The following is a 23,574-nucleotide window of genomic DNA, read 5'->3' as shown; positions in this document are numbered from 1 at the left end:
ATAGGCACCGTAAGGATATTGGGGCACGGGACCCATGGTTCGAGACGCCACCTGCGGTGGCTCCTCACCATGAGGCGCCAGCTTAGGCCTCGTCCTGAGGAGGCGCGTCAGCGCCGTCTCGAAGGACGCCAGCGCGGGCAGCCTCTAGCGCAGGTAGCCCTCGGACTCGAACCAGTCGACGGCGTCGTGGATGGCCTCGGCGGCCGGGCGCGGGCGATAGTCCAGGGCCTTGGCGGCCTTGTCGTGGGAGAAGTACATGGGCCGGGCGGCCATCTTGAGCCCGTCGACGGTGAGCAGCGGCTCGGGCCCCTTGGTGAGCCGGGCCCAGGTCTCCGCCACGTGGGCCAGCGGCATCAGCGGGCGACGCGGCAGACGGATCTTCGGCGCCTTGCGCCCGCGCCGCGCGGCCACCACCGCCAGGATCTCGGCGAGATCCAGGTTCTCCCCGCCCAGCACGTAGCGCTGCCCCACCGCGCCCCTGTCATAGGCCTGCATATGGCCCTGCGCCACGTCGTCGACGTGGACCACGTTCAGCCCGGTGTCGACGAAGGCCGGCATACGCCCGGCCGCCGCCTCCACCACCATGCGCCCGGTGGGGGTCGGCTTCACGTCGCGCGGCCCGATGGGCGTCGAAGGGTTGACCGTCACCACCGGCAGCCCCTCCTCCCGCTCCAGGCGCTGGACCTCCCGTTCGGCCAGGAACTTGGAGCGCTTGTAGACGCCGATCATGTCCTCCAGGGTCACCGGCGTTTCCTCGTGGGCCGGCGCGCCGCCCGGCGCCTTGCCCAGCACTGCGACGGAGGAAGTGTAGACGATGCGCGCCACCCCTTCCTTGAGCGCCTGTTGCATCAGCTGGCGCGTGCCTTCCACGTTGGCGCGGTGCATGCTCTCCGGGTCGCGCACCCAGATGCGGTAGTCGGCGGCAACGTGGAACAACGCCGTGCAGCCCTTCAGGGCCTCCGCCAGCGACTCGCCGTGGGTGAGATCGCCCTCGGCCAGTTCGATGCCCAGCCCTTCCAGGTTGCGCCGGTCGCTGCCCGGGCGCACCAGGCAGCGCGGCCGCTCGCCCCGCGCGATCAGCGCCCGCACCACGGCGGAGCCGACGAAGCCCGTGCCTCCGGTCACCAGTGTCGTCATGACCGACAGCTTGCCCGCGGGAGCGGGTCACGGCAAGGCACCTGAAAAGCCCTTGCATGTGCGCCCGCCAGCCGTACATCTGAGAGATGCTCCCGACGCGAACCCCCAGGAAAACCGGATCGTTCCTTGCGGCGCTCATGCTTTGCCTGTGGCTGCCTATGTCGGCGGCGCAGGCCGAGGAGAGCGCCGGCGCCACCGTCGAACGCCTCAACACAGCCCTGATCGGGGTGATGCAGGAGGCCGAGGACCTGGGCTATCAGGGTCGCTATGACCGCCTGGCATCGGACCTGGAGGCGGTCTTCGACTTTCCGGCCATGGCGCGGGCAGCCCTCGGCCGCCATTGGCGCAAGGCCAGCGCAGAGGAGCAGGCCGCCTTCACCGAGGCCTTCACCGCCTTCAGCATCGCCGTCTTCGCCGACCGCTTCGACGGCTACTCCGGCGAACGCTTCGAGGTCACCGGCGAACAGCCGGCGCGCCGCGGCACCGTCCTTGTCAGGAACCAACTGGTGAAGACCGACGGGGAGGTCATCGCCATCGACTACCTCGCCCGACCGGACCAGACGGGCGGCGGCTGGCGCCTTATCGACACCTTCCTGGAGGCCAAGTACTCGGAGATCGCCGCCCGCCGTTCGGAATACAGCAGCATCGTCCAGAACCAGGGCCTCGACGCCTTGATTGCGGCCTTGAAGGACAAGACGGCGGGCTACGCCGCCCCCTGACTTCAAGCCCTCACGTCCAGCACCACCGTCAAAGGACTGCGCGCATGCGCAATGACCGCTTTGTCGTGCTCACCGGCGGGCCGGGGGCCGGCAAGACCAGCGTGATCGAGGTCCTGCGCGCCGCCGGCCATCGCTGCTCCGCGGAAGCCGGGCGCGCGATCATCCGCCAGCAGATGGAAATCGACGGGGCCGCCCTGCCCTGGCGCGACCGCGCCCTCTACGCCGAACTCATGCTGTCCTGGGAGCTGCGCGCCCTCGATGCGCAGGCGGAGGGGAGCGGCTCCGTGTTCTTCGACCGCGGCCTGCCGGACATCGTCGGCTATCTGCGTCTGGAAGGGCTACCGGTTCCGGCGCACATCCTGAAGGCCGCGCAGGGCCAGCGCTATGCGCAGCGGGTCTTTCTGTTTCCGCCCTGGCCGGAGATCTTCACCGGCGATTCGGAGCGCAAGCAGACGGCGGAGGTCGCCGCCGCCACCTGCCGGGCCATGGCAGCGACCTACAGCGAACTGGGTTATGACCTGATCGAGGTGCCGCGGGCCGGCGTGGCAGAACGGGCCCGCTTCATTATGGCGGCCTGCCGGGCGCTTTGTTAGCCTGCGCCGAATGCGCGCGGGTTTAAGGGGGGAAGACGCCATGGCCTTGCTGACCACCACCATCGGGGCCTATCCGAAGCCGGAGAGCGTCGCGGTGCCGGACTGGTTCGACCCCGGCGCCATGGATTCCTCCATCGCCACCACCACCTATCAGGCCGCCGTCGAGCGCCTGGGTCCGGAGGCCGAAGCGGTCTTCGCCGAAGGCACGCGCCAGGTGATCGAGGACCAGGTCGGCGCTGGCATCGACATCCCCACCGACGGCGAGGTGCGGCGCGAGAACTATGTCCACTACCACTGCCGCCATCTCGACGGTTTCGACTTCGAGAACCTGACCCACCGGGTGCTGCGCGGCGGCGCTTATGAAACCGACCTGCCGACCATCACCGGCCCGGTGAAAGCGCGCGCGCCCTTCCTGCCGCACGACTGGCAGGTCGCCCAGGGCTTCACCGACCGCCCGGTGAAAGTCACCCTGCCCGGTCCCATGACCATCACCGACACCACCGCCGACGCACACTACGGCGACCCGGCGGCGCTGGGCCGCGATCTGGCGACCGCCCTAAACGCCGAAGTACTGGCTCTGGCCGAGGCCGGCTGCAAGCATATCCAGATCGACGAGCCGCTCTTCGCCCGCAAACCGGAGGCGGCGCTGAACTATGGCCTGGACAACATCGACCGCTGCTGGGAGGGCGTGCCCGACAGCGTCACCAAGGTGATGCACATGTGCTGCGGCTACCCCAACGCGCTGGACGACGAGGACTATCCCAAGGCGGACCCAGGGGCCTACTTTGAATTGGCCGAGGCGGTGGATGCCTCCCGGGTCGATGCCGTCTCCATCGAGGATGCCCACCGGCACAACGATCTGTCGCTGCTGGACCGCTTTAGGAACACGACCGTGATCTTCGGCGTCATCGCCATCGCCCGCAGCCGGGTCGAGAGCGTCGAAGAGCTGCACGAACGCCTGCAGGCGGCCTTGAAGCACCTGCCGGCCGAGCGCCTGGTGGCCGCCCCGGACTGCGGCCTCGGCCATCTCGGCCGCGACCTGGCGCTCAGGAAGCTGCGTGTGCTGAGCGAAGCGGCGAAAAGCCTCTAAGGAAAAAGGGCCGGGTGTCCCGCGCGCGCAGGTGACAACGCTGGCCTGCCGAAGGCACACTGGCCGCAGGGCAAACAGAGAGGTAAGGCATCGTGCTGGAGTCTTTGGAGTTCATCCAGACCGCCGTCGCAAGGCAGCGCAACAAACCGTTCCTGAAGGCCACCATGGCCGCGTCCGCCATGGCCATGCTGGCGGACGGCGAAATCCAGCTCTCCGAGCGCTACCGCCTGGACGAGATCCTGGAACGCCTGGAAGGCCTCAAGATCTACGACCCGCAGAAGGCCGTCGCGATCCTGGACGAATACATCCACGACCTGCGCAGCGAAGGCGATCATGCCCGCAGCGTGCTTCTCGGCAAGCTGCGGCGCATCGCCGAAGACAGGGACTGCGCCGCGGTGATCCCCGGCGTGGTGCTGGCCCTCTGCGCCGCCGATGGCGTCTTCAGCAAAAGCGAGAGACAGGTCTTTGAAGAGATCTGCGCCGCCCTCGACCTGGACCCGGCCGGCTACGCCGACCCCACGACTTCCTGAACCGCGCCCTGCTCGCTGCCCTGCTCCCTGCCCTGCCCCCTGCCCTGGACGGCAAGATCGAGAATCATGATCTTCTGCCAGATCTTGCGCGAGAGGTTGGTCGAGAGTTCTTCCAGTTCGTTGACGGTGTCGATCACAACGGCGTCCTGGACGCTCTGCGTATAGAGCGCGGCGATCTTGCCGCAGAGCGACAGCATCTCCGAGCAGTAGTCGAGATAGCGTTCGATCTCCTGACGGCCCATCTCGCGCTTCGGGGAACTGGCGGTCGGTTCTATGGTGTCCAGCAACACGCTGGGGCTCTTGGTCAACTGGTACATGTCGATCACATGGATCATGGAGCGCAGGGAATGCAGCGAGGTCAGGGCCCGCTTCCGCTTCCAGCGCGATTCCAGGCTGACGACAAAGGCGATGCCGAGCGCCATGATGATGGCGATGTTGGCGGCCGGTTCGATGATCTGCACGAGGGTCGTAGCCTCGGGCAGTGGCGAGCTGAAGTGAAGCTCCTTGAAGACCAGAGCGAAGAGCACGAGGCCGGCCGTCAGGATACCGACGGTGATCAGCCGCAGGCGCCAGTTGGGCCGCCCCAGCGCCAGGGCGTCGTTGCGCATCTCACGGGCCATCCGGGTAAAGTCCCCGGCAACTTCGCGCAGCCCGGCTTCGGGAAAGCGTTCGCCGATCCGCCGCTCCAGCGTATCGATCGTCGCAATGATCCTGTCCGCATCGAGCGTCATTTGCATGCTGTGAGTCGGTCCCCGATCGATGTGGCTCGCCAGCAAGCTTAGAGGTGGGTGTTCAGGCCTTCAACGCCAGTTCCAGATCCTCGATCAGATCAGCCGGGTCTTCCAGGCCGACGGAGAGCCGCAGCAGGCCGTCGCCGATGCCCTGCTCTGCGCGGTCCTCCGGCGAGAGGCGCTGATGGGTGGTGGTGGCCGGATGGGTGATCAGGCTCTTGGCGTCGCCCAGATTGTTGGAGATGTCGATCACCTCCAGCGCATTCAGGAAGCGGAAGGCGCGCTCCTTGCCGCCCTCCAGATCCAGCGCGACCATGGTGCTGGCGCCCTTCATCTGGCGCTTGGCCAGGTCCGCCTGGGGATGGCTGGCGAGGCCGGGGTAGAACACCCGGGTGACGCCGGGCTGAGCTTCCAGGAACTCCGCCACCGCCAGCGCGTTGGCGCAGTGACGCTGAACCCGCAGGTCCAGGGTCTCCAGGCCTTTCAGCATGACCCAGGCGTTGAAGGGGCTCATGGAGGGGCCGGTGTGGCGGTAGTAGTTCTGCAGGTGGTCCTTGATGAAGGCCTCGCTGGAGAGGATGGCGCCGCCCATGCAACGCCCCTGCCCGTCGATGTGCTTGGTGGCGGAATAGACCACCACGTCGGCGCCGAAGTCGAGCGGACGCTGCAGCATCGGCGTGGCGAAGACGTTGTCCACCACCACCGAGGCGCCGGCGGCATGGGCGAGGTCGCTCACCGCCTTCAGGTCGATCACCTCCAGGGTCGGGTTGGAAGGCGTCTCCAGGAACACGCAGGTCGCCGGGCGGGACAGAGCCGCCTCCCAGGCCTCCAGGTCGGTGCCGTCGACCAACTGGGTTTCGATGCCGTAGCGCGGCAGCATCTCGGACACGATGTAGTGGCAGGAGCCGAAGAGCGCGCGGGAAGCGACCACGCGGTCGCCCGCCTTCAGCTGACAGATCAGGGCGGCGAAGACGGCACCCATGCCGCTGGCGGTGGCGCGGCAGGCCTCGGCCCCTTCCAGCAGGCGCAGGCGGTCCTCGAACATGGCGACCGTGGGGTTGGCGTAACGCGAGTAGACGAAACGCTCCTTGTCGCCCTTGAAAGCGGCCTCTGCTTCCTCAGCCGAAGAGTAGACGTAGCCGGAGGTCAGATAGAGCGCTTCGCTGGTTTCGTCGAAGGCGCTGCGCGCCTGACCGCCGCGCACGAGTTCGGTCTGCGGCCGCCAGCGCCGCGTCCTGTTTGAATCCTTGGGCACGTCCTCTTTCCCTTCTCGCCCGTCTTGCGGCCTGCGTCGTCCCGGCGCCTGTCAGACCTGCGCCCGTCAGCCCTGCACCCGTCAGCCCTGCACCCGTCAGCCCTGGGCCCAGGGCAGCCCGGCCACCTTCCAGCCCCCGACGGAGCCGCGGTGCAGGTCGCCGTCGCGGTCGCCTTCGAAGCCTTCGGCCACATTGTAGCAGGGCCCGAAGCCGGCCGCTGTCAGCGCCATGGCGGCCGAGCGCGAGCGCGCGCCGGACCGGCAGATCAGCAGCACCGGCTGGTCCTTTTCAACACCGCGGGCCGCCACCTCTTCGACGAAGGCGGCATTCATCCCCATGTCCGGAAAGCTCTGCCAGGATACGCAGATGGTCTCCTTGCCCAGGCTGTCCAGCCGCGGCAGGCCGACGAAGTTCCACTCCGGCAGGGTGCGCACGTCGACCAGAGCCGCCTTGGGGTTCTCCTTCAGGAGCTCCCAGGCCTCGGCCGGGCGCAGGTCGCCCGCATAGCCGTCTTGCATAACGCCTCTCCCAGTTCATCGCCGGGGCCCCGACGTCCGCGCCCTCTCCTGCGCTTTGGCCTGGAACCCCTTTCGGGGCAGGCGAGTTTAGGCATCCCGCCACCGGACGCAACCGCCTTTGTACAGCGAAAGCTAAGAAGCGACCGCGTAGTCGCCGGCGGAAAGCAGGGTCGTGGGGTGAAGGCGGAAGCCCTTCACGCGCTTCGACATCACCGTCACCACCGAGAGCCAGGAGGGCTGCACCATAGGACCAGCTTCCTGCATCCGCGCCTGGACCTGGCGCAACAGCGGCCGCCGCGCCGCCGGGTCCAAGGTCGCCTCGGCCTCCGCCAGAAGGGCATCGATGGACGCATCCGAGAAACCCGTGGTGTTCCAGGCCCCGCCGGAGCGCACCGTCAGTCCCAGCAGCATAAAGCCGAGCGGCCGCGGCGCCCATTCCACGAACGCCAGCGGCACCTTGTCCCAGACCTCCCAGAATCGGGCCGCCGGCATCACGTCGATGGCGGCGCGGATGCCGGCTTCGGCGTACTGCTCGGCCATCGCCTGAACCGCCGAAAGCTCCCAGGCCGGCCAGGTCTTGCAGCTGATCCGGATATCGATGCCGTCGGGATGGCCGGCGGCCGCCAGCAGCCGGCGGGCCTCTTCAAGATCGCGGCCCATCGGCGGCAGCTCGGCATAGTCCGGGTGTGCTGGCGATACCAGGTGGTGTTCGGCGGGAACGCCGAAGCCCCGCAGCGCCAGCCGCGTGATTGCAGCCGGGTCCAGTGCCAGGCGCATCGCCCGGCGCACGCGCACGTCGTCGAAGGGCGGCACGTCGACCTTCATTTGCAACAGCGCGGTGGCCGTCGTCGTGGTCCGGTGCATCTCGAAATCAGGGTTTTCTGCCAGGCTTTCGGCGACCGCGTAGTCGCAACGGTCGAGGCCATCGACCTGACGCGATACCAGGGCTGCCGCTGCGGCATTCGGATCGTCCCCCAGGTCGATCAGCCGCAGTTCGTCCAGGCAGGCGGCAAAGGCGGAGTGGCCATGCTGGGCGCGCAGCACCGCGCCCTCCCCGACGCTGAGCTCCGTAAGCGCGAAGGGGCCGGTCCCGTTGGCACCCACGCCGAAGCGGCCGCCCTCGTCGGGATCCAGCATGACGTTGGTGTAGTGGAAGAGGTGCTCCGGCACCGCGACCTGAGGGCGCTTCAGGTTCAGGCGCAGATGAAAATCATCCACCTTCTCGATCGCCGCGGCATCCCACAGGGCCGGCCCGTTGCAGCCCTGGCAGGGCTCGTCGACCAGCAGGTAGGACTGCATCATCCCGAGGGCCGACGAGCCGGTCGCGGGATCAAGCAGCCGGCGCAGGTTCCAGATGACGTCATCGGACGTAAAGGCGCGGCCGCTGTGCCAGGTCACATCGCGGCGCAGGAAGAGATCCCAGCTGCGCAGGTCGGGCGATACCGACCAGGAAGACAGCAACCTGGGCCGCGTCACGTTGTCGAAGCCGGTCCAGGTCAGGGGCTGACAGACCTGATGGACCAGGTTGGCCGCCGGCAGCCAGTCGAGCGCGTGCGGATCGGAAACCGGTTGGATGCGCATGCCGAGCGTCAGACGCCCGCCCCGCAGACCGCCCGCCGCCGCTTCGGACGCGGGCGCGGTCCCCAGGCCGGCCATTGCGTAAGCCGCCGCCGGAGCCAGCCCCAGCAGGGTCGCCTGGCGCAGAAAGGCCCGGCGGCTCAATCCGCCGTCCGCCAACTGCCGGCGCAGAGCCCCGACCAGCGGGTGGTGATGGTCTTGATCCATGGCCGCTCCCCGCCAGTGAGGATAGTCCTACGGTGGGGAAATTCCAGTCATCAATGATCGCGACGATTAGGCCGGTCGCTCAGAGTGACCCGTCGGAATCCGGGCCTTCCGAACCCAGGACCCTGGGATCGGGGGCCCTCGGACCGTCGGACCGGGGCCTGGGGCCGGCAGCTTCGGGACCCGACCCGAGATCCGGACCAGCGGGCGCTTCCGCTGACGTTGCGGCGGCGGAGTCGGCCATGTGAACGACACGTTGCGGGAACGGAATCTCGATGCCCGCCTCGCGGAACTGCCGGTCGATTTCGAACCGCAGGTCGCTGCCGATCAAGAGCCGATAGCTCACCTCGTTGGTGAAGCAGCGCAGTTCGAAGTCGAGGCTGCTGTTGCCGAAGTTCGTGAACAGCACATGGGGCTCCGGCGAAGTCAGCACCTGTTCGTGGCGCCCGGCGCAGCCGAGCAGAATCTCCTTCACCTTTTCCACATCCGATCCGTAGGCGACACCGACCGGAACCTCAATACGGCCGTAATGATCCTTGTGGGTCCAGTTGATCACCGGGGTCGAGATGAAGTCCGAGTTGGGAATGATCACCGAGGCGCGCTGGAAGGTCTGCAGTTCTGTCGAGCGCACGGTGATCTGTTTGACGAAGCCCTCGTTGGCGCCGACCACCACCCAGTCGCCCACCTTGATCGGCCGTTCGATGAGCAGAATGATGCCCGAAACGAAGTTGCTGACCACGGTCTGCAGGCCAAAGCCGATGCCGACGGAGAGCGCACCGGCAATGAGGGCGATGTTGGAGAGGTCGATACCCAGCGCCGAAATGCCGAACATCGTCGCGAGGATGATCCCCAGGTAGCCGAAGCCGGCAGCCAGCGAGTGCTGAACGCCGGAGTCAAAACCGGACTCGGGCAGGACCCGATTGCGCAGGAACCTCTGGAACAGCCGCGTCAGGAGAAGCACGACGGCGAAGACAATCGCAGCCGCGAAGACGTCGGCAAGGGAGATGGTCACGCCACCGATGGAGATCCCCGTCGCCAAGCGGCGCGCCTCGGTCCAGAACTCGCCGAAAGGCGACGACCAGATTGAGGCAATCAGCACTGCACCGACCACGGCGAAGACTGCATCCAACAGCATGCGCAGCCAGAACTTGATCCGCCTGCGGGCGACGTGGCGGAGCGCCAGGTACTCGGTCATGAAGCCGGAGCGCAGGTAGACGCCGACAAGCTCGCGGCCCAGGCCGCGCAGGATCACGAGCCCACCCAGGCTGATCGCGCTGAGGACGAGGTTCGAGAGCAGAAAGTCGCCGAGGTCGGCGTAGCCGACCAGCGCCGCAAGGATGCTGGCGATCGCCAGCAGCATTACAAGACGGCGGATCAGGCGCCAAAAACTCGACTGGATCACCGTCTGAGGCGTGCTTTGCACGCCATCCTCACCGGCGACTTCTTGGGCGGCCATGAGCCAGCGGCTGCGCCGCGTCATGTCGATCAGGACCAGGGCCGGAAGAGCGTTCAGGACGAAAGTGGCCAGCGAGAAGTAGGTGTCGGTGACGCCGATCTGGTTGTGCGCCTCGGTCATGAAAATCTCGACCGCGAAGAACGCCGCCAGCAAGGTAAAGCGGCGTCCGAGGACGCGGGCGTTATCAGGCGAAACATTCAGCAGGCGCCACTGGGGCATGTCCGGCGAGAGCACTGCATAGGGCAGCGCCCAGGCCAGCGAGAAGAAGATCATCACGGCGAAGAACAGGCCCAGCAAAGCCCAGAACAGACCACGTTCCGTTGCCCCGCTGGAGATCGCCAGGTAGAGCAGGCCGCCAAACATCAGGGCGGGGACGATGCCCCGCGCCGCGGCATTGGCGATCCCGGCGATCAGGCGGCGGCCGTAGCTGGGTTCGGCGAGCGTCGGGTTGCGGTCGTAACGTTTCAGCAGCCAGCGCCGCAACAACCACCCGACAACGATCGCGAGCGCGAGGAGAATGGCGACCCTTAGGGGAATAGCGGCGCGACGCTCCTCCCCCTCCAGGCCCTGCCACCATGTGACCGGCGAGCGGGCAATCTTGCCCAGAACGTCGAAGAACTCCGGCACACCGCGGGACCACGTGTCCGGCGACCAGGGGAAGGGATAGACGCGGAACAGCGCCTCGAAGCGCTTCTGTTGCGACAGCGCGCCTACGAGACGGTCCAGTTCATCGGACCGCACGATAGAGAGATTGGCCTGGGCGACGCGGGCGCGCAGGCCCTGCAGTTCGTCCTCGATCTCTTGGCGCTGTGCCGCAAGCTCCTCGGCCTCCGGCGCTGCCTCAGGGTCCGGGGCGGGGCCCAGGACTTCGAGCCTTCTTTCCAGATCCCCGATACTGTCTTCCGCAACACTTTTGATCTCGCTGGCTTCGCGGCGGACGCGGGCGGTGACGTCGAGAAAGCTGCGCGCGTCCTCGGCCGTCGTGTCGGCGCGCCGGAGCTGCTGTTCGACTAGGTCGAGCGTGCGGGTCCACTGGCCCGCAAGCACCGATGAGGTCTCAGGGCCCGTCGTCGACTGTGCCGAGGAAACCTGCGGAAGGAAGAGGGTCAGCGCCAGAACGGCGGCAAGAAGCACGTCAGGAGCGGCAGGGAAACGCAAGGCTGTCACCTCTTCCGGCGGAGACCGGTCGCAAAAACCTAGCACGCAGCACCCGGCCAGGGAAACCGCGGGCCCGGCGGCTCACGGCCGGGTGCGTCCGGGAACGCCACCCGCACAGCGGCCCCTGAAATCAGCGATTGATCGGGGTGCCCGGTTCGGCGCGCCGATTGCGGTTCAGGACCCGATCAGGCGCCCGCGGTCCGGCTCACGGGTAGTCGCAGCGGTCGGCCGTCACGGACAAAAAGCCCCGCGCGCCGGGCAGAAAGGTGAAGCGGTACTCGTCATTGCCGACGACGATGGAGCGGTGCAGCGGCAAGGGACCCTCCGCCGTCACCGACTTTCCACCCAACTCGGTGAAGGCCACCTTCACCGGCTGGTCGGGATCGAACCAGGCTTCGATATTGCCGTCGGCATCGCGCGCCGCCGCTCCGCTGGCCGTAACCGTGATGCTGCGGTCGGCGAAGCTGACGGCATCGTTCGCCCCCTTCTGCAACGAGGTTGTGACAATGAAGCGCTTGGTCTCAGGCGCTTCATCGCAGATGCGCGGCTTCTCCGCGGCCGAGACCAGAAAGGTGAGTCGCTCCTGATCGGCACCGGCATCCAGCTTCCGCCGCACCAGATCCATCAGTTCGCGGACAAAGCCTGTGGGCACCTCGCGCTCGTAGCGCTGCTGCCACGCGGCGATGGCCTCCTTCGATCTCGCAAGCTCGCTGGCCAGGGCCGCCGACTGACGCTCCAGCCCGCTGACTTCCTGGGTGAGTTCGGCAATGCGCTGCTCGGCCTTGGTGACGTCGCGGGCCGCAAGCTGGGAACCGATGCGGTAAGAATATGCACCGGCCGCAACGATGGCGATCAGGGCCAGGCACCACTTGGTCACGGCCCACCAGAAGCGCCTGCGGCGGCGCTGGCGGTTTTCGTGCAGGCCTAGGGACATACCGCTCGGCACCTTCGCTTGCTCATGCTCTCTCCCGTCCTTGTCTCAGGTCGTTGGCGGCAGATTGGAACGGCGCTTCCCAACCAAACCGGCAACGCAGCCGCCGGTTCCACGAACCGCCATGCTAAGCACTTGAAATCGCGTGCTCTTTGATCGAGATGGGAGCATCTTCTACCACCACGCCAGGGGTCAGGCAAGCCGCCGGGGCCCGAAATGCCTGACCTTTCAGCCTTTAAAGGACTTTAACGAAACCTTACCGCATAGCCCTGTAGAGTGACAAAAATGAGGCAGCGCAGCGTCCTCGGAAAGGCCCGCCGGACCAGACATGAGCAAGTCATCGGACGATCCCCGCCGTCAGCTCCTACGCCAGCTGAGCGCTTTGCGCGGCCGTATCGATCCGCAGGCGATCAATCATTTCCTGCGCAAGGTGGACGGCTGGGAGCCCTATGACAGGGAAGCCGCCGGAGAGGCGGTGCGCCAATTCCTCGCAACCCGCCAGGACGGCGGCAAGTTTCAGGAGCGCCTGCGCCAGGAGCTGACGAAAAAGAACGAGGACACCTGACCCCGGGACACCTGACCCCGGGACGCTTAACCCTGGACTGACACCTGAAGATCCATGAGCATCGGCTCCGGTGCAAACCCTCAGGAGCCGCCGCGCATGTCGATTGAACTCTGGTTCGCTTTTCTCCTCGCCGCCGCCATCGTCATTGCCATTCCCGGCCCCACCAACCTGGTGGTGGTTGCCTATACGCTGCGCCGAGGGCGTAGGGCCGGGCTGACGACGGTTCTGGGCGTGCTGCCGGGGATCGCCACCGCGATGATGCTGTCCTTCGCCGGCCTGGGCGCCCTGCTTGCGGCCTCGGCGGAGGTCTTCACCGCCGTGAAATGGGCCGGCGCCACCTACCTCATCTACCTTGGCATCCGCCAGTGGCGGGCGGCAGCGGCGCCAGCGGATCTCCCGGGTTCAGACGACAAGCCGGGCGCAGACGACAGCAATGCCCAGGGGCGGATGCTGCGCGATGCCTTTCTGGTCACCCTGCTCAATCCCAAGGGCATCATCTTCTTCTCCGCCTTCTTCCCGCAGTTTCTCGATCCAGGCCGCCCCATGCTGCCGCAGATGGTCCTTCTCGGCGCCACCTTCCTGCTGCTGGTCCTGCCGATCAACTCTGCCTATGCGGTGATGGCCGGTGCGCTCAGAAGCCGGCTGGCCGAAGCCGCGTGGCGCCGCATGCTGAACCGCATCGGCGGCGGGCTGCTGATCGGCGCCGGCCTTTTCACCCTGACGTTACGGCGGAGCTAAACAATGCGCTCGGCAACGCGGGCTGTGGTCACACGCTGGCTTTGCGCGGTTTGGAGAACTCCTGAAACCATTGGGTCAGAACGGTCTCGTCCACTTCGCCGGCCGCCAGACCGACAATCATCTGGACGATGGCCGTTTCTTCCGGTTCGAATTCATAGCCGTTGATGCTCAGAAAGACGGCTCCCGCCAGGATGCCGCTGCGCTTGTTGCCATCGACAAAGGGATGGTTGCGGACAATGCCGAGGGTGTATTCCGCCGCCAATGCAAAGGGCGACGCAGCGTCCTCATAGGCTGCGCGGTTTTGTGGCCGCGCCAGCGCGCTCTCCAGCAAACCGGGATCGCGGATTCCATCGCTGCCGCCGAAGCGGGCGATGGACTCGCGATGGAACGCCTCCACCATGGCTTGGGTCAGCCACCGGTAGTCCGTCATTCCGCGAGCTTCTTCATGGCGCTCGGATAGCGCCGCATGAAGTCGCCGGCGGCATCCAGGGCCTCGGCAAAATCAGGATCGAAAGGCGTCAGTTCAATACCTTCGCGCGTTTTCACGACGTAAAGGCTGTCGCCTTCCTTCAGGCCCATCGCCTTCACATGCTCTGAAAGAGTCACGCCCAGGGAGTTGCCGATCTTTCGGATCTTGATGGGTTCGGCCATGACATACGGTCCTGCTTACCTGGAAAACGAACCAGGATCATAGCCGAAAGAATTATACATTTGTATAATTCTTTCGGAGCGACCCTAACTCAACAGCAGGGAGTCGCTGTCGAGTTCCTCGCCGCGCACCTTGGCGAAAAGCGCCATGAGATCGCCGACCCCGAGCCGGGCGCGCTCGTCTCCGGTCACGTCCAGGACGACACGCCCCTCGTGCAGCATCAGGCTGCGGCTGCCCAGGGAGAGGGCCTGGCGCATGGAATGGGTCACCATGAGGGTGGTGAGATTCTCCGCCTCCACCAAATCGCGGGTGAGATCGAGGACGAAGGCCTGCATGCGCGGATCGAGCGCCGCGGTGTGCTCGTCCAGCAGCAGGATCTTGGTGGGCCGAAGGGTTGCCATGACCAGGCTGACCGCCTGGCGCTGCCCACCGGACAAGAGACCCATGCGGTCGCCGAGTCGGTTCTCGAGGTTGAGACCGAGGCGGGAGATCTTGTGCCGGAACTCATCGCGCCGCGCGCCGGTAAGCGCCTTGTCGAGACCGCGCGCTGTGCCGCGCGCCGTCGCCAGGGCCAGGTTTTCCTCGATGGTGAGATCCTCGCAGGTGCCGGCCAGCGGGTCCTGAAAGACGCGCGCCACGAGCGCGGCGCGGCGCGGCGCCGGCCAGGCCGTGACGTCGGTGCCGTCGATGACGATGCGCCCGGAACTGAGCGGCACCTCACCGGTGAGGCAGTTCAGCAGCGTCGTCTTGCCGGCGCCGTTGGAGCCGATCACGGTGACGAACTCACCCGCGCCGATCTCCACGCTCATCCCCTGGAGCGCGCGGGTCTCCATGATGGTGCCGGCGTTGAAGGTGACCCGCAGGTCTTCGACCCGGATCATGCCCGGCGCCCCTTCTTCAGAAGGCTCTTCAGCGGGTTGCGCGCGCCGGGCAGGATCAGCGCCAGGGTCACCAGCACGGCGGTCACGAGATTGAGGTCGGCGGCCTTCAGGCCCAGTGCATCGGCATTGAGCGCAAGGGCGATGGCAAGGCGGTAGATGATGGAGCCCAACAGACAGGCCACCACCGCCACCACCACGCCGCGCACGCGGAAGATCGCCTCCCCCGCGATGACGGCGGCAAGGCCGACGACGATGGTGCCGGTGCCGATGGTGATGTCGGCAAAGCCGTTCATCTGGGCAAAGAGCGCGCCGCCCAGCGCGACCATGGCATTGGAAAGCGCCATGCCGGTGGCCGTCACCTTGGCAGTGGCGATCCCTTGGGCGCGAGCCATGCGCGGGTTGGCGCCGGTGGCCCGCATGCCGAGGCCGTAGTTGGTGATCAGGAACCAGGCGATGCAGGCCGCAACCACGGCAACGACGACAAAGCCCACCAGCGGTTTCAGATAGAGCCCGGAAAGCCCCAGGCCCTCAAAGGGCGTCAGTACCGTGGGCTCGGTGATGAGAGCGACGTTGGGCCGGCCCATGATGCGCAGGTTCACCGAGTAAAGCGCGATCATGGTGAGGATGGAGGCCAGCAGATGCAGGATGCCGAAGCGCAGGTTCAGGACTGCCGTCACCAGACCGGCCAGCGCTCCGGCCACCACCGCAACCGCCGTCGCGACGAAGGGATCGATGCCGGAAACGATCAGCGTCGCCGCCACCGCCGCGCCCAAGGGAAAGCTGCCGTCGACGGTGAGGTCCGGAAAGTTCAGGATGCGGAAGGAAAGATAGACCCCCAGGGCGACGAGACCGTAGACCAGGCCGATCTCGACCGCCCCGAGGAAGGAAACGAGGTTCATGGCAGTTCAGGTCCGCTGGCGGCGGCGCGACCCTGAAGCGGGCGGCGACGGTGTCTAGCGCACCACCTCCTTGGCTTGCTGGATCAGCGCATCGGGAATGGAGACGCCCATTTTCTCTGCCATGCCGGGGTTCACGTAGAGCTCGGTGATCTCGACACCCTCCACCGCGATGTCGCCGGGCGCCTCGCCCTTCAAAACCCGCAGCACCATGCGGCCGGTCTGGCGTCCCAGGTCGTAGTAGTTGAAGCCGAGGGCGGCGATGGCGCCGCGCGCCACCGAATCGGTGTCACCGGCATAGACCGGCACCCTGTTGTCGATGCCGACCTTCACCACGGCCTCGAAGGCCGAGACGATGGTGTTGTCGGTCGGCACATAGATGACGTCGGCCTTGCCGACCAGACTCTGGGCCGCGCCCAGAACCTCGGAGGTCTTGGTCGCCGGTGCCTCGACAACCGTCAGGCCGCGCGCCGGGGCCTCCTGCTTCACCAGTTCCAGCAGGGTGAGGGAATTCGCCTCGCCGGGGTTGAAGGGCACACCGATCGAGGTGGCATCCGGGGTGATCTGCTTGATGAGATCCAGGTGCTTGCCGATGGGCGAGAGATCGCTCATGCCGGTGACGTTGGCGCCGGGCTTCATCGGGTCGCCCACCAGCTTGGCCCCAACCGGGTCGGTAACGGCGGTGAAGACGATGGGAATGTCCTTGGTGGCCGAGACCACGGCCTGGGCCGAAGGCGTGGAAATCGGCACGATCACGTCCGGGGCCTCGCCGACGAACTTGCGGGCGATCTGCGCGGCGGTCGCCGGATTGCCCTGGGCGCTCTCATAGAGGAAGCGCAGGTTCCTGCCTTCTTCGTAGCCGGCGGCGGCCAGTTCGTCACGCACGCCGTCGCGCGCCGCATCCAGGGCCGGGTGTTCGACGATGGCTGTGGTGGCCACGGTGATATCGGCTGCCTGCGACGCCGTCGCGGCGAAGGCCGCAATGGCCAGGGTGGATAGCAAGGTTCCAAAGCGCATGGTCCCGCTCCCGTTTTCTCTGTTTATGGAAGTGCGGAGTGTTGCCATTGCCTTAGCATGCGGCCCCGCGGCAGTCCAAGGCTGAAGCTGTTTCAGTCGTGCAACACCCGCTGCAACATGAGACAGATCGTTGCCCGCCCGGCCGGGATCGGACTAGACTGAGTGCCGTCGACCCCCAGCCCATCCAAGACTTCAGCCCCATCCCGAAGCGAGGTTCCCCCATGGACATGCGCAAGCTCGGCCGCAGCGGCCTGACCGTCTCCCCCGTCTGTCTCGGCACCATGATGTTCGGCGACCAGACCGAAGAGGCCGAGGCGCGGCGCATCATCGATCACGCCCGCGACCAGGGGGTGAACTTCATCGACACCGCCGATCAGTACGCCCAGGGCCGCTCGGAGGAGATCGTCGGCCGCGCCATCGCCGCCGAGCGCGATTCCTGGGTGCTCGCCACCAAGGCGGGCAACCCGGTGAAGGACGGCCATGCCAATGCCGCCGGCCTGGGCCGCAAGTGGCTGCTGCAGGCCATCGAAGACAGCCTCGACCGGCTGGACACCGACTACGTCGACATCTGGTATCTGCACCTGGACGACTACTCCACGCCGCTGGAAGAGGTGATCACCGCCGTCGCCGACGTCATCAGCTCCGGCAAGGCGATCTACTGGGGCGTCTCCAACTTCCGCGCCTGGCGCATCTGCGAGCTGGTCCGCCTTGCCGAGCTGGCCGGGCTCGCCCGACCGGTGGTCTGCCAGCCTTACTACAACGCCATGATCCGCGTGCCGGAGGTGGAGATCCTGCCGGCCTGCGAGTACTACGGCCTGGGGGTCGTGCCCTACAGCCCGCTGGCCCGCGGCGTCCTGACCGGAAAGTACACACCCGGCGCAGCGCCGGCCGAGGGCACCCGCGCGGCGCGCAACGACGTGCGCATCATGGAGACCGAGTTCCGCGAGGAGTCCCTCGTCATCGCCCAGACCGTCAAGGCACATGCGGAGGCGAAGGGCATGACCGCCGCCGACTTCGCCATCAACTGGGTGCTGGCCAACCCCATCGTGACCTCGATCCTCGCCGGCCCGCGCACCATGGAACACTGGGAAGGCTATCTCGGCGCCCTGGAACACGGCTTCGATGCGGAGGACGAGGCGCTGATGAACTCCCTGGTGGCGCCCGGCCATCCCTCCACCCCCGGCTACAACGACCCGCGCTATCCGCTGACCGGACGCCGGGGTGGTAGACGCAGCAGCGTCATGAGAAATCAAAACCCCGGTTGTGACTGGATCAAAGTCTCCTTCCGGGTGTTTGGGGCAACGCTGAATCCCGAAGAAGTCACGGCTGCAACCGGGATCGCGCCCGATTTCCACGCCAAGGTCGGTGAGCAGCCCCGCAACCGGGCTGGAGAAATCTACAGAGAGTCTTTGCCGCCAGCACGAAAGGGGCACTGGCACCTCCAAAGCAAGGCCGCAGCCGCCTCCACCAAGTTGGACGACCACGTCGAGGAGATCCTGCAGCGTCTCGAAGGACATCAAGACTACTTCGCGGATCTCGCAAAGACGCACCACATCGACTTGTTCATCGGCTGGTCGGGCGGATTGCGCGGCGAGGTCAGGCCGCGCCTGTCGCAGAGTCTGATGGACTCGATTGCATCATTCGGCGCTATCGTCGACTTCGACATCTATGACAGGAACGACTGACCATCGGGTCACGGTCATCCAACAGCAGGAGTCGGTTCGCTTAGAGCTCTCAGTAAGGACTGTCCGGTCTGAAGGGGATGTCGGTGCCGCCGTAGTTGATGCCCATTTGCCAGAGTGCGCCGGTGATCTGGCTGCGGTGGTGGGTCTGGTGGTTGAACATCTGAACGAGGTAGAGGCCGCGCGGTATGCGGCGGGTGCGCCCGAAGGACCTGCTCTCGATTTCGATGACGCCGTCCAGCCAGGCCTGATCGGCGCGCGCGGCCACGGCGTCGATGCGGCGGTCGAGGCGGGCGCGCTCGGCTTTCAGGTCCGCCCAATCGGCGAAGACCAACTCCTTCAGGTCGATGGCCCTGACCCCGACGCCTTCCACCACGTCCAGAATCCAGCGGTCGATGGTGGCGATGTGGTCGAAGGTACGGTGGAGCGAGCCGAAGAAGAGGCCGCGCTCCGCTGTCCGCTCCGCCTCGCCGAGCGCATCCAGATGGCCAACGACGGCGCCGTTCTGCCAGGCGTTGTAGGCCGCCATCTCGTTCAGATAGCCGGGCAGTATCAGCCCGCCGCGGGATGGTTCCACGCGCGTTCCTTCCGTGTTTTCCTGATGCGGCGGCCCGTCACTGCACCACGGCGCAGCCAAAGGCTCAAGCCCGGCACCGGCCTTAGAGGTCGCTAGCAACCGGGACCTTGGGCGGCGCGTCCGGCGATGGGGTTCTCCAGATCGTCGATGGAGACGAAGGTCCGCTGCTGGTCCTGGAAGGCGACGCTGTCGAGATCGACGAGGGAGCGGCGCACCGTCGCGCCGATGATCCCGTCGGCCTTTTCGCCATCGCTCGACAGAGGCAGGGCCAGGCGCTCGCCGATGGCCACCCGCTCCGCGCAGCGGTACATGGGGCCGCTGACCAGCATGGCCTCTTCGGCGTCGATGACCCTGAGGAAGTTTTCATTCACCGGCGCGAAGAACTCCTCGGCGACGAAGTCGGACAGCAGACGGCCGGAAACCGAGGTGCCGAAAACCGCATTCACTTCTTCGCCGGCAAGGCGGTAACGGAAGGTTCCGGCCTCCGGCTCGTATTCGTTGATCCAGATGACGGACAGCACGGGGCCCAGCTTCAGGGCGTCGATATCGCTGCGTGCCGGCAGGCGGCGCGCCCCCCGCACCTCCAAATAATGGGCCAGCAGCAGCTTCAGCGGCTGGCTTTCGATCAGCCCGAGCACCCTCTTGCCCCTTTGCCTCGGCCCTCCAACCCCCGGAGACCGCAGCGAATCCTAACAGGCTTCCCGCGTCAGGAGGAGACAAGAGTTGAGCGGACCGATCATGAACAAGCCTCGGTTGAGTGATCGCGAGTGACCACTATGTGCGCGAGGGATGATTGTTCCTGACTGCGAGTCACCCGTGCGCGCTGGACGCGGCCCAGAGATTGAGCCCGCTCTCGGTCGCAAAGGAATCGATCTCGGACAGTTCGGCCTCGGTGAAGGTCAGGTGGTCGAGGGCGGCCACACAGTCCTCCACCTGCTCCACCCGGCTGGCGCCGATCAGGGCCGAGGTGACCCGCCGGTCGCGCAGCACCCAGGCGATCGCCATCTGGGCCAGGCTCTGGCCGCGGCGCTGGGCGATCTCGTTGAGGCCGCGGATCTTGGCGAGGTTGTCCTCCGAGATGAAGTCCGGGCGCAGAGACTTGTCGGCGGCGGCGCGGCTGTCCTGCGGCACCTCCTTCAGATACTTGCTGCTCAGCATGCCCTGGGCCAGCGGTGAAAAGGCGATGCAGCCGATGCCCGCGTCGTCAAGGACGTCGAGCAGGCCCTCGTTCTCGATCCAGCGGTTCAGCATGGAGTAGCTCGGCTGGTGAATCAGGCAGGGCGTGCCAAGGTCGCGCAGGATCTTCGCCGCCTCTCGGGTCTTCTGCGGCCCATAGGAGGAGATGCCGACGTAGAGCGCCTTGCCCTGGCGCACCGCGGCGTCGAGCGCGCCCATGGTTTCTTCCAGCGGCGTGTTGGGATCGAAGCGGTGGGAATAGAAGATGTCGACGTAGTCGAGCCCCATGCGCTTGAGGCTCTGATCGAGGCTGGCCGTCAGATACTTGCGGCTGCCCCAGATGCCGTAGGGGCCGGGCCACATGTCGTAGCCGGCCTTGGTCGAGATGATGAGCTCGTCGCGGTAGGGCGCGAAGTCGCGCGCCAGCATGCGCCCGAAGTTGGCTTCGGCCGAGCCCGGCGGCGGCCCGTAGTTGTTGGCGAGATCGAAGTGGGTGATGCCGAGGTCGAAGGCGCGCCGGCAGATCGCGCGGCCGTTCTCATAGGGCCTGTCACCGCCGAAGTTGTGCCACAGCCCCAGAGAGATCGCCGGCAGGTCGAGGCCGCTGTGGCCGCAGCGCCGGAAGGTCATGCCGTCATAGCGTTGGTCGCGGGCAACGTAGGGAATGGTGTCAGACATGGCGGGAGCCTCCAGGGGTTGGGGCGGGCGGGGGATCGGCACGAACCGCGCAGCGGCGGCGCTGCAGCCAAGGCTTAGGATTGTTAAAGTACAACTTAGTGTCAAGGGCAAGAGGGCCGGCGCTTCGGCAAGGCCCCCGAACGCCTGCCTCCCAAACCAAAAAATCCGCGTGACGGCGAAGCGAAGGGCGGTGCTTGCCGTCACGCGGATCCTTGGACAGTAACTGCCTCTGATGGGTGAAAAGGCAGCCACTCACTTGGGGAGTGTGGCTGGACCATGCCGCCGGACCGCCGTCTTGACAAACGAAAAGAACTAAGCCGAGACTAAGTCGAACTTAATAGGGAAACTTCACAGCGAGACCGGGCCTTGCCGCGTGACCTGCCCCCCCTGATCGCCATGCGCGCCTTCGAAGCCGCCGCCCGCCACGGCAGCTTTACCCAGGCCGCCGCCGAGCTGAACATCACCCCGGCCGCTGTCAGCCAACAGGTGCGCCACCTGGAACAGCAGCTCGACGTCAGCCTTTTCCTGCGGCAGGCCCGGGGCATCACGCTGACCGCCGCCGGCCGCGACTACGCCCAGGCCCTCGGCCCTGCCCTCGACCAGATCGCCAGCGCCACCAGCCAGGTGCGCAGCGCCGATCACGGCGGCCGCCTGACCGTCGCCACCACGCCGTCCTTTGCCGCCAAGTGGCTGGTCCAGCGCCTGGCCCGCCTGCAGGCCGGGCAGCCCGACCTGGACGTCCGACTCTCCACCTCCAACGCGCTCACCAACTTCGCCGCAGATGACATCGACGTGGCGGTGCGCTTCGGCAGCGGACGCTGGCCGGGCGTCTCCGCCACGCTGCTGATGACAACCGAGCTGTTCCCGGTCTGCAGCCCGGCGCTGCTGCGCGGGCGCCAGCCCCTGCGCAAGCCCGAAGACCTGCAACACCACACCATGCTGCGGCTGGTCTTTCCCGATTGGATCAAGTGGCTGGAGGCCGCCGGGCTGGAGCAGCTTGCGCAGCGCCGCGGACCGCAGTTCAGCGACGCCGGCCTGATGATGCAGGCTGCCGTCGAAGGGCATGGCATCGCTCTCGGCCAACGCGTCCTGGTAGCCGACGACCTGGCGGCGGGGCGCCTGGTGGAGCCCTTCGACCTGCGGGTCCCCAGCGAGTCGGCCTACTACATCGTAACGCCGCCGGGCGCGCTCGCCCGGCCGAAGGTCCAGGCCTTCTGCACATGGCTGCAGGAGGAAGCGAAAGCGGCCGACTTGACGAACTAGAACGATCGTTCTATTTATGCTCCGTGAGCAAGAAGCGTGACGCTTTGACGGCGACGGCCGACCGGCTGTTCTACGAAGAAGGCTTCGCCGCGACCGGGATCGACCGCGTCGTGGAAGAGGCCGGTGTCGCCCTCGGCACCCTCTATCGTCACTTCGGCGGGAAAGCCGGACTGGTGGTCGCCGTGCTCGACTATCGGGAAGCCGCCTTTTTCGCACGGCTCGAAGAATTTGCCGCGCAGACGGAGGAGAAGGACAGGGTCTTGAGCCTGTTCGACGGCCTGTTGAGTTGGGCCGAGGAGAAGGGCGGTACCGACAACGGCTGCCTCTTTCTGCGCGCTGCAGCCGCACACCCGGACGAGCCGGCAATCGCTGCGCGCGTGCGCAAGCACAAAAAGGACTACCTCGCGCTCTGCCGCAAACGGATGCGCGAAGGCGGCTGGGACGCGGCGGAGGCGCGGCGGCTGGCGCCGCGCGTTTTTCTTTTGCTCGAGGGCGCGGTCGCGGCCTGCAGCCTGCTTGGGAACAGGCCCGCCATCACACAGGCGCGCGATGCGGCGGCAGATCTCTTGACTGAGAGCGCCGCCCCTGCTCCTGCCCGGCGCCGAGGATGAAACGCGCCGTCCTGGTGACGCTGCTGCTGGAGGCGGCCATGGTCGTCGCCTGGAGCTCAGGCTTCATCGGCGGCAAGCTCTCCGCGGACACCCCCGGGGTCTTTCTGGTCCTGTTCTGGCGCTTCCTGATCGCAAGCCTGCTGCTGGCACCTTTCGTACGACAGGCCACCCGCAGCGGCGTCACCGCTTTGCAACTGCGCCGGCAGGCGGTCATCGGCTTCTTCGGCATGTTCGTCTATCTGGCAGCCGGACTGAAGGCGATCGAACTGGGCGTGCCCGCCGGTCTCGCGGCCCTGATCGGCGCCCTGCAGCCCCTCACGACCGCTGCTCTGGCCGGCCCTGTGCTCGGCGAAAGCGTGAGAGGGCGCCAATGGTTCGGTCTGCTGCTCGGCTTTGCCGGGGTCGCGCTGGCCGTCGGCGGCGACCCAGGCAATGCCCCGGCCTGGACCTACGGCCTCTGCCTGCTGGGCATGGCAAGTCTGGTCGGCGCGACGCTCTATGCCAAGGCGCGGCAGGACACCACACCGATGCTGCCCGCCCTCGCCGTGCACTGCATCGTCGCCACACCCGGCTTCCTGATCCTGACTCTCCTTGAGGGCAACTTCTGGCCGCCGCTGGAGCCGGCCTTTGGCCTGGCGGTCGTCTGGTTCATCCTGTTCTCGACGCTCGGCGGCTATGGGCTGTACTGGCTCTGCCTGAGGCGCACGACGGCCACGCGGGTGGCGAGCCTGATCTACCTGACGCCGCCGGTCACCATGGTCTGGGCCTGGGCGATGTTCGGCGAAGCCCTCACCCTCGCCGGTATCGCCGGCTTCGCCCTTTGCCTGCTCGGCGTCGGTCTCGCCGCGCAGCGCCGGCCCGCGGCCGCGGACTGCCCGCAGGGCTGAGCGCCGACGGGAGCGGGAGGACCGGTCTCCCGAAGCCGCCCCCGCTCCAGCGG

Annotated in this window: 25 protein-coding genes; 10 read left to right on the top strand and 15 right to left on the bottom strand. The window is 66.7% G+C overall.

Annotated features, from left to right (window positions below; translation table 11 throughout):
• Positions 1-144: 144 nt before the first annotated feature.
• Complete coding sequence (hpnA, locus tag ACO06P_RS18985) at positions 145-1,137, bottom strand: hopanoid-associated sugar epimerase (protein WP_420346793.1); 993 nt, start codon at positions 1,135-1,137, stop codon at positions 145-147.
• A 158-nt stretch (positions 1,138-1,295) separates the two neighbouring features.
• Between hpnA and ACO06P_RS18980 the strand changes: the two genes are divergently transcribed.
• The 4 genes from ACO06P_RS18980 to ACO06P_RS18965 all read left to right on the top strand — a co-directional run bounded on the left by ACO06P_RS18980 (position 1,296) and on the right by ACO06P_RS18965 (position 4,069).
• Positions 1,296-1,856 carry an ABC transporter substrate-binding protein gene (locus ACO06P_RS18980; RefSeq protein ID WP_420346792.1) on the top strand — a complete coding sequence of 187 codons (561 nt, stop codon included), beginning with the start codon at positions 1,296-1,298 and terminating at the stop codon, positions 1,854-1,856.
• 44 nt (positions 1,857-1,900) lie between these two features.
• Positions 1,901-2,449, top strand: coding sequence for an AAA family ATPase (locus ACO06P_RS18975; RefSeq protein WP_420346791.1), 549 nt, complete (start codon positions 1,901-1,903; stop codon positions 2,447-2,449).
• A 40-nt stretch (positions 2,450-2,489) separates the two neighbouring features.
• Complete coding sequence (locus ACO06P_RS18970; RefSeq protein ID WP_420346790.1) at positions 2,490-3,539, top strand: hypothetical protein; 1,050 nt, start codon at positions 2,490-2,492, stop codon at positions 3,537-3,539.
• Between the two features lie 92 nt (positions 3,540-3,631).
• The gene (locus ACO06P_RS18965) at positions 3,632-4,069 is read left to right on the top strand and encodes a tellurite resistance TerB family protein (RefSeq protein ID WP_420346789.1); all 438 of its coding nucleotides are present in this window, start codon (positions 3,632-3,634) and stop codon (positions 4,067-4,069) included.
• On the opposite strand, the gene ACO06P_RS18960 is transcribed toward ACO06P_RS18965, so the two are convergent.
• From ACO06P_RS18960 to ACO06P_RS18935, 6 genes are all read right to left on the bottom strand, one after another.
• The gene (locus ACO06P_RS18960) at positions 4,045-4,806 is read right to left on the bottom strand and encodes a hypothetical protein (protein ID WP_420346788.1); all 762 of its coding nucleotides are present in this window, start codon (positions 4,804-4,806) and stop codon (positions 4,045-4,047) included. The two genes, ACO06P_RS18965 and ACO06P_RS18960, sit on opposite strands and share 25 nt — an antisense overlap.
• 55 nt (positions 4,807-4,861) lie before the next feature.
• Positions 4,862-6,055: an O-succinylhomoserine sulfhydrylase gene (locus ACO06P_RS18955; protein WP_420346787.1), complete on the bottom strand. Its 1,194-nt coding sequence runs from the start codon at positions 6,053-6,055 to the stop codon at positions 4,862-4,864.
• 96 nt (positions 6,056-6,151) lie between these two features.
• Positions 6,152-6,574 carry a rhodanese-like domain-containing protein gene (locus ACO06P_RS18950; RefSeq protein WP_420346786.1) on the bottom strand — a complete coding sequence of 141 codons (423 nt, stop codon included), beginning with the start codon at positions 6,572-6,574 and terminating at the stop codon, positions 6,152-6,154.
• A gap of 132 nt (positions 6,575-6,706) precedes the next feature.
• Positions 6,707-8,359: an ABC transporter substrate-binding protein gene (locus tag ACO06P_RS18945; RefSeq protein WP_420346785.1), complete on the bottom strand. Its 1,653-nt coding sequence runs from the start codon at positions 8,357-8,359 to the stop codon at positions 6,707-6,709.
• A 79-nt stretch (positions 8,360-8,438) separates the two neighbouring features.
• On the bottom strand, positions 8,439-10,970 hold the full coding sequence (locus tag ACO06P_RS18940) for a mechanosensitive ion channel domain-containing protein (protein ID WP_420346784.1): 2,532 nt from the start codon (positions 10,968-10,970) through the stop codon (positions 8,439-8,441).
• Between the two features lie 205 nt (positions 10,971-11,175).
• Positions 11,176-11,904 (bottom strand): hypothetical protein, encoded by a 729-nt coding sequence (locus tag ACO06P_RS18935; RefSeq protein WP_420346783.1) that lies wholly within the window; start codon positions 11,902-11,904, stop codon positions 11,176-11,178.
• Positions 11,905-12,229: 325 nt separating this feature from the next.
• Between ACO06P_RS18935 and ACO06P_RS18930 the strand changes: the two genes are divergently transcribed.
• Together ACO06P_RS18930 and ACO06P_RS18925 are read left to right on the top strand one after the other, a co-directional pair.
• Positions 12,230-12,466 (top strand): hypothetical protein, encoded by a 237-nt coding sequence (locus tag ACO06P_RS18930; RefSeq protein WP_420346782.1) that lies wholly within the window; start codon positions 12,230-12,232, stop codon positions 12,464-12,466.
• Positions 12,467-12,562: 96 nt separating this feature from the next.
• Positions 12,563-13,204, top strand: coding sequence for a LysE family translocator (locus ACO06P_RS18925; RefSeq protein WP_420346781.1), 642 nt, complete (start codon positions 12,563-12,565; stop codon positions 13,202-13,204).
• A 28-nt stretch (positions 13,205-13,232) separates the two neighbouring features.
• Here ACO06P_RS18925 and ACO06P_RS18920 read toward each other — a convergent pair whose 3' ends face one another.
• The 5 genes from ACO06P_RS18920 to ACO06P_RS18900 all read right to left on the bottom strand — a co-directional run bounded on the left by ACO06P_RS18920 (position 13,233) and on the right by ACO06P_RS18900 (position 16,647).
• The gene (locus ACO06P_RS18920; RefSeq protein WP_420346780.1) at positions 13,233-13,634 is read right to left on the bottom strand and encodes a type II toxin-antitoxin system death-on-curing family toxin; all 402 of its coding nucleotides are present in this window, start codon (positions 13,632-13,634) and stop codon (positions 13,233-13,235) included.
• Entirely contained in the window at positions 13,631-13,855 is a 225-nt protein-coding gene (locus ACO06P_RS18915; protein WP_420346779.1) for an AbrB/MazE/SpoVT family DNA-binding domain-containing protein, read from the bottom strand. The genes ACO06P_RS18920 and ACO06P_RS18915 overlap by 4 nt, the downstream gene beginning before the upstream one ends.
• A gap of 84 nt (positions 13,856-13,939) precedes the next feature.
• Positions 13,940-14,734, bottom strand: coding sequence for an ABC transporter ATP-binding protein (locus ACO06P_RS18910; protein ID WP_420346778.1), 795 nt, complete (start codon positions 14,732-14,734; stop codon positions 13,940-13,942).
• A complete protein-coding gene (locus tag ACO06P_RS18905) occupies positions 14,731-15,633 on the bottom strand; it encodes an ABC transporter permease (protein WP_420346777.1) in 903 nt (300 codons plus the stop codon). The genes ACO06P_RS18910 and ACO06P_RS18905 overlap by 4 nt, the downstream gene beginning before the upstream one ends.
• A gap of 54 nt (positions 15,634-15,687) precedes the next feature.
• Positions 15,688-16,647 (bottom strand): ABC transporter substrate-binding protein, encoded by a 960-nt coding sequence (locus ACO06P_RS18900; RefSeq protein WP_420346776.1) that lies wholly within the window; start codon positions 16,645-16,647, stop codon positions 15,688-15,690.
• 221 nt (positions 16,648-16,868) lie between these two features.
• Between ACO06P_RS18900 and ACO06P_RS18895 the strand changes: the two genes are divergently transcribed.
• On the top strand, positions 16,869-18,332 hold the full coding sequence (locus tag ACO06P_RS18895) for an aldo/keto reductase (protein ID WP_421938144.1): 1,464 nt from the start codon (positions 16,869-16,871) through the stop codon (positions 18,330-18,332).
• A gap of 49 nt (positions 18,333-18,381) precedes the next feature.
• Here the strand turns inward: ACO06P_RS18895 and ACO06P_RS18890 are convergent, their stop codons facing one another.
• The 3 genes from ACO06P_RS18890 to mgrA form a co-directional block, all read right to left on the bottom strand.
• Complete coding sequence (locus tag ACO06P_RS18890; protein WP_420346773.1) at positions 18,382-18,906, bottom strand: DinB family protein; 525 nt, start codon at positions 18,904-18,906, stop codon at positions 18,382-18,384.
• Between the two features lie 92 nt (positions 18,907-18,998).
• Positions 18,999-19,544 carry a PAS domain-containing protein gene (locus ACO06P_RS18885; protein WP_420346772.1) on the bottom strand — a complete coding sequence of 182 codons (546 nt, stop codon included), beginning with the start codon at positions 19,542-19,544 and terminating at the stop codon, positions 18,999-19,001.
• 172 nt (positions 19,545-19,716) lie between these two features.
• Positions 19,717-20,760 carry an L-glyceraldehyde 3-phosphate reductase gene (mgrA, locus tag ACO06P_RS18880; RefSeq protein WP_420346771.1) on the bottom strand — a complete coding sequence of 348 codons (1,044 nt, stop codon included), beginning with the start codon at positions 20,758-20,760 and terminating at the stop codon, positions 19,717-19,719.
• Between the two features lie 366 nt (positions 20,761-21,126).
• Between mgrA and ACO06P_RS18875 the strand changes: the two genes are divergently transcribed.
• The 3 genes from ACO06P_RS18875 to ACO06P_RS18865 are packed head-to-tail and all read left to right on the top strand — an operon-like array spanning position 21,127 to position 23,521.
• Positions 21,127-22,023, top strand: a complete 897-nt coding sequence (locus tag ACO06P_RS18875) for a transcriptional regulator GcvA (protein ID WP_420346770.1) — start codon at positions 21,127-21,129, stop codon at positions 22,021-22,023.
• Positions 22,024-22,067: 44 nt separating this feature from the next.
• Positions 22,068-22,634: a TetR/AcrR family transcriptional regulator gene (locus tag ACO06P_RS18870; protein WP_420346769.1), complete on the top strand. Its 567-nt coding sequence runs from the start codon at positions 22,068-22,070 to the stop codon at positions 22,632-22,634.
• Positions 22,631-23,521 carry a DMT family transporter gene (locus tag ACO06P_RS18865; RefSeq protein WP_420346768.1) on the top strand — a complete coding sequence of 297 codons (891 nt, stop codon included), beginning with the start codon at positions 22,631-22,633 and terminating at the stop codon, positions 23,519-23,521. The genes ACO06P_RS18870 and ACO06P_RS18865 overlap by 4 nt, the downstream gene beginning before the upstream one ends.
• The last annotated feature ends 53 nt before the right edge of the window (positions 23,522-23,574 follow it).

Source organism: Pelagibius sp., from assembly GCF_965227505.1.
GTDB lineage: Bacteria > Pseudomonadota > Alphaproteobacteria > Kiloniellales > Kiloniellaceae > Pelagibius.
The sequence above is the reverse complement of the archived record's forward strand: the minus strand, read 5'-3'. Positions and strand labels throughout refer to the sequence as shown.

What these genes read in the sequence shown, in the direction of transcription:
- hpnA (WP_420346793.1), bottom strand. Translation starts at nt 1,137, where the DNA reads ATGACGACACTGGTGACCGGAGGCACGGGCTTCGTCGGCTCCGCCGTG.
- ACO06P_RS18980 (WP_420346792.1), top strand. Translation starts at nt 1,296, where the DNA reads ATGTCGGCGGCGCAGGCCGAGGAGAGCGCCGGCGCCACCGTCGAACGC.
- ACO06P_RS18975 (WP_420346791.1), top strand. Translation starts at nt 1,901, where the DNA reads ATGCGCAATGACCGCTTTGTCGTGCTCACCGGCGGGCCGGGGGCCGGC.
- ACO06P_RS18970 (WP_420346790.1), top strand. Translation starts at nt 2,490, where the DNA reads ATGGCCTTGCTGACCACCACCATCGGGGCCTATCCGAAGCCGGAGAGC.
- ACO06P_RS18960 (WP_420346788.1), bottom strand. Translation starts at nt 4,806, where the DNA reads ATGCAAATGACGCTCGATGCGGACAGGATCATTGCGACGATCGATACG.
- ACO06P_RS18950 (WP_420346786.1), bottom strand. Translation starts at nt 6,574, where the DNA reads ATGCAAGACGGCTATGCGGGCGACCTGCGCCCGGCCGAGGCCTGGGAG.
- ACO06P_RS18945 (WP_420346785.1), bottom strand. Translation starts at nt 8,359, where the DNA reads ATGGATCAAGACCATCACCACCCGCTGGTCGGGGCTCTGCGCCGGCAG.
- ACO06P_RS18935 (WP_420346783.1), bottom strand. Translation starts at nt 11,904, where the DNA reads ATGTCCCTAGGCCTGCACGAAAACCGCCAGCGCCGCCGCAGGCGCTTC.
- ACO06P_RS18930 (WP_420346782.1), top strand. Translation starts at nt 12,230, where the DNA reads ATGAGCAAGTCATCGGACGATCCCCGCCGTCAGCTCCTACGCCAGCTG.
- ACO06P_RS18925 (WP_420346781.1), top strand. Translation starts at nt 12,563, where the DNA reads ATGTCGATTGAACTCTGGTTCGCTTTTCTCCTCGCCGCCGCCATCGTC.
- ACO06P_RS18920 (WP_420346780.1), bottom strand. Translation starts at nt 13,634, where the DNA reads ATGACGGACTACCGGTGGCTGACCCAAGCCATGGTGGAGGCGTTCCAT.
- ACO06P_RS18915 (WP_420346779.1), bottom strand. Translation starts at nt 13,855, where the DNA reads ATGGCCGAACCCATCAAGATCCGAAAGATCGGCAACTCCCTGGGCGTG.
- ACO06P_RS18910 (WP_420346778.1), bottom strand. Translation starts at nt 14,734, where the DNA reads ATGATCCGGGTCGAAGACCTGCGGGTCACCTTCAACGCCGGCACCATC.
- ACO06P_RS18905 (WP_420346777.1), bottom strand. Translation starts at nt 15,633, where the DNA reads ATGAACCTCGTTTCCTTCCTCGGGGCGGTCGAGATCGGCCTGGTCTAC.
- ACO06P_RS18900 (WP_420346776.1), bottom strand. Translation starts at nt 16,647, where the DNA reads ATGCGCTTTGGAACCTTGCTATCCACCCTGGCCATTGCGGCCTTCGCC.
- ACO06P_RS18895 (WP_421938144.1), top strand. Translation starts at nt 16,869, where the DNA reads ATGGACATGCGCAAGCTCGGCCGCAGCGGCCTGACCGTCTCCCCCGTC.
- mgrA (WP_420346771.1), bottom strand. Translation starts at nt 20,760, where the DNA reads ATGTCTGACACCATTCCCTACGTTGCCCGCGACCAACGCTATGACGGC.
- ACO06P_RS18865 (WP_420346768.1), top strand. Translation starts at nt 22,631, where the DNA reads ATGAAACGCGCCGTCCTGGTGACGCTGCTGCTGGAGGCGGCCATGGTC.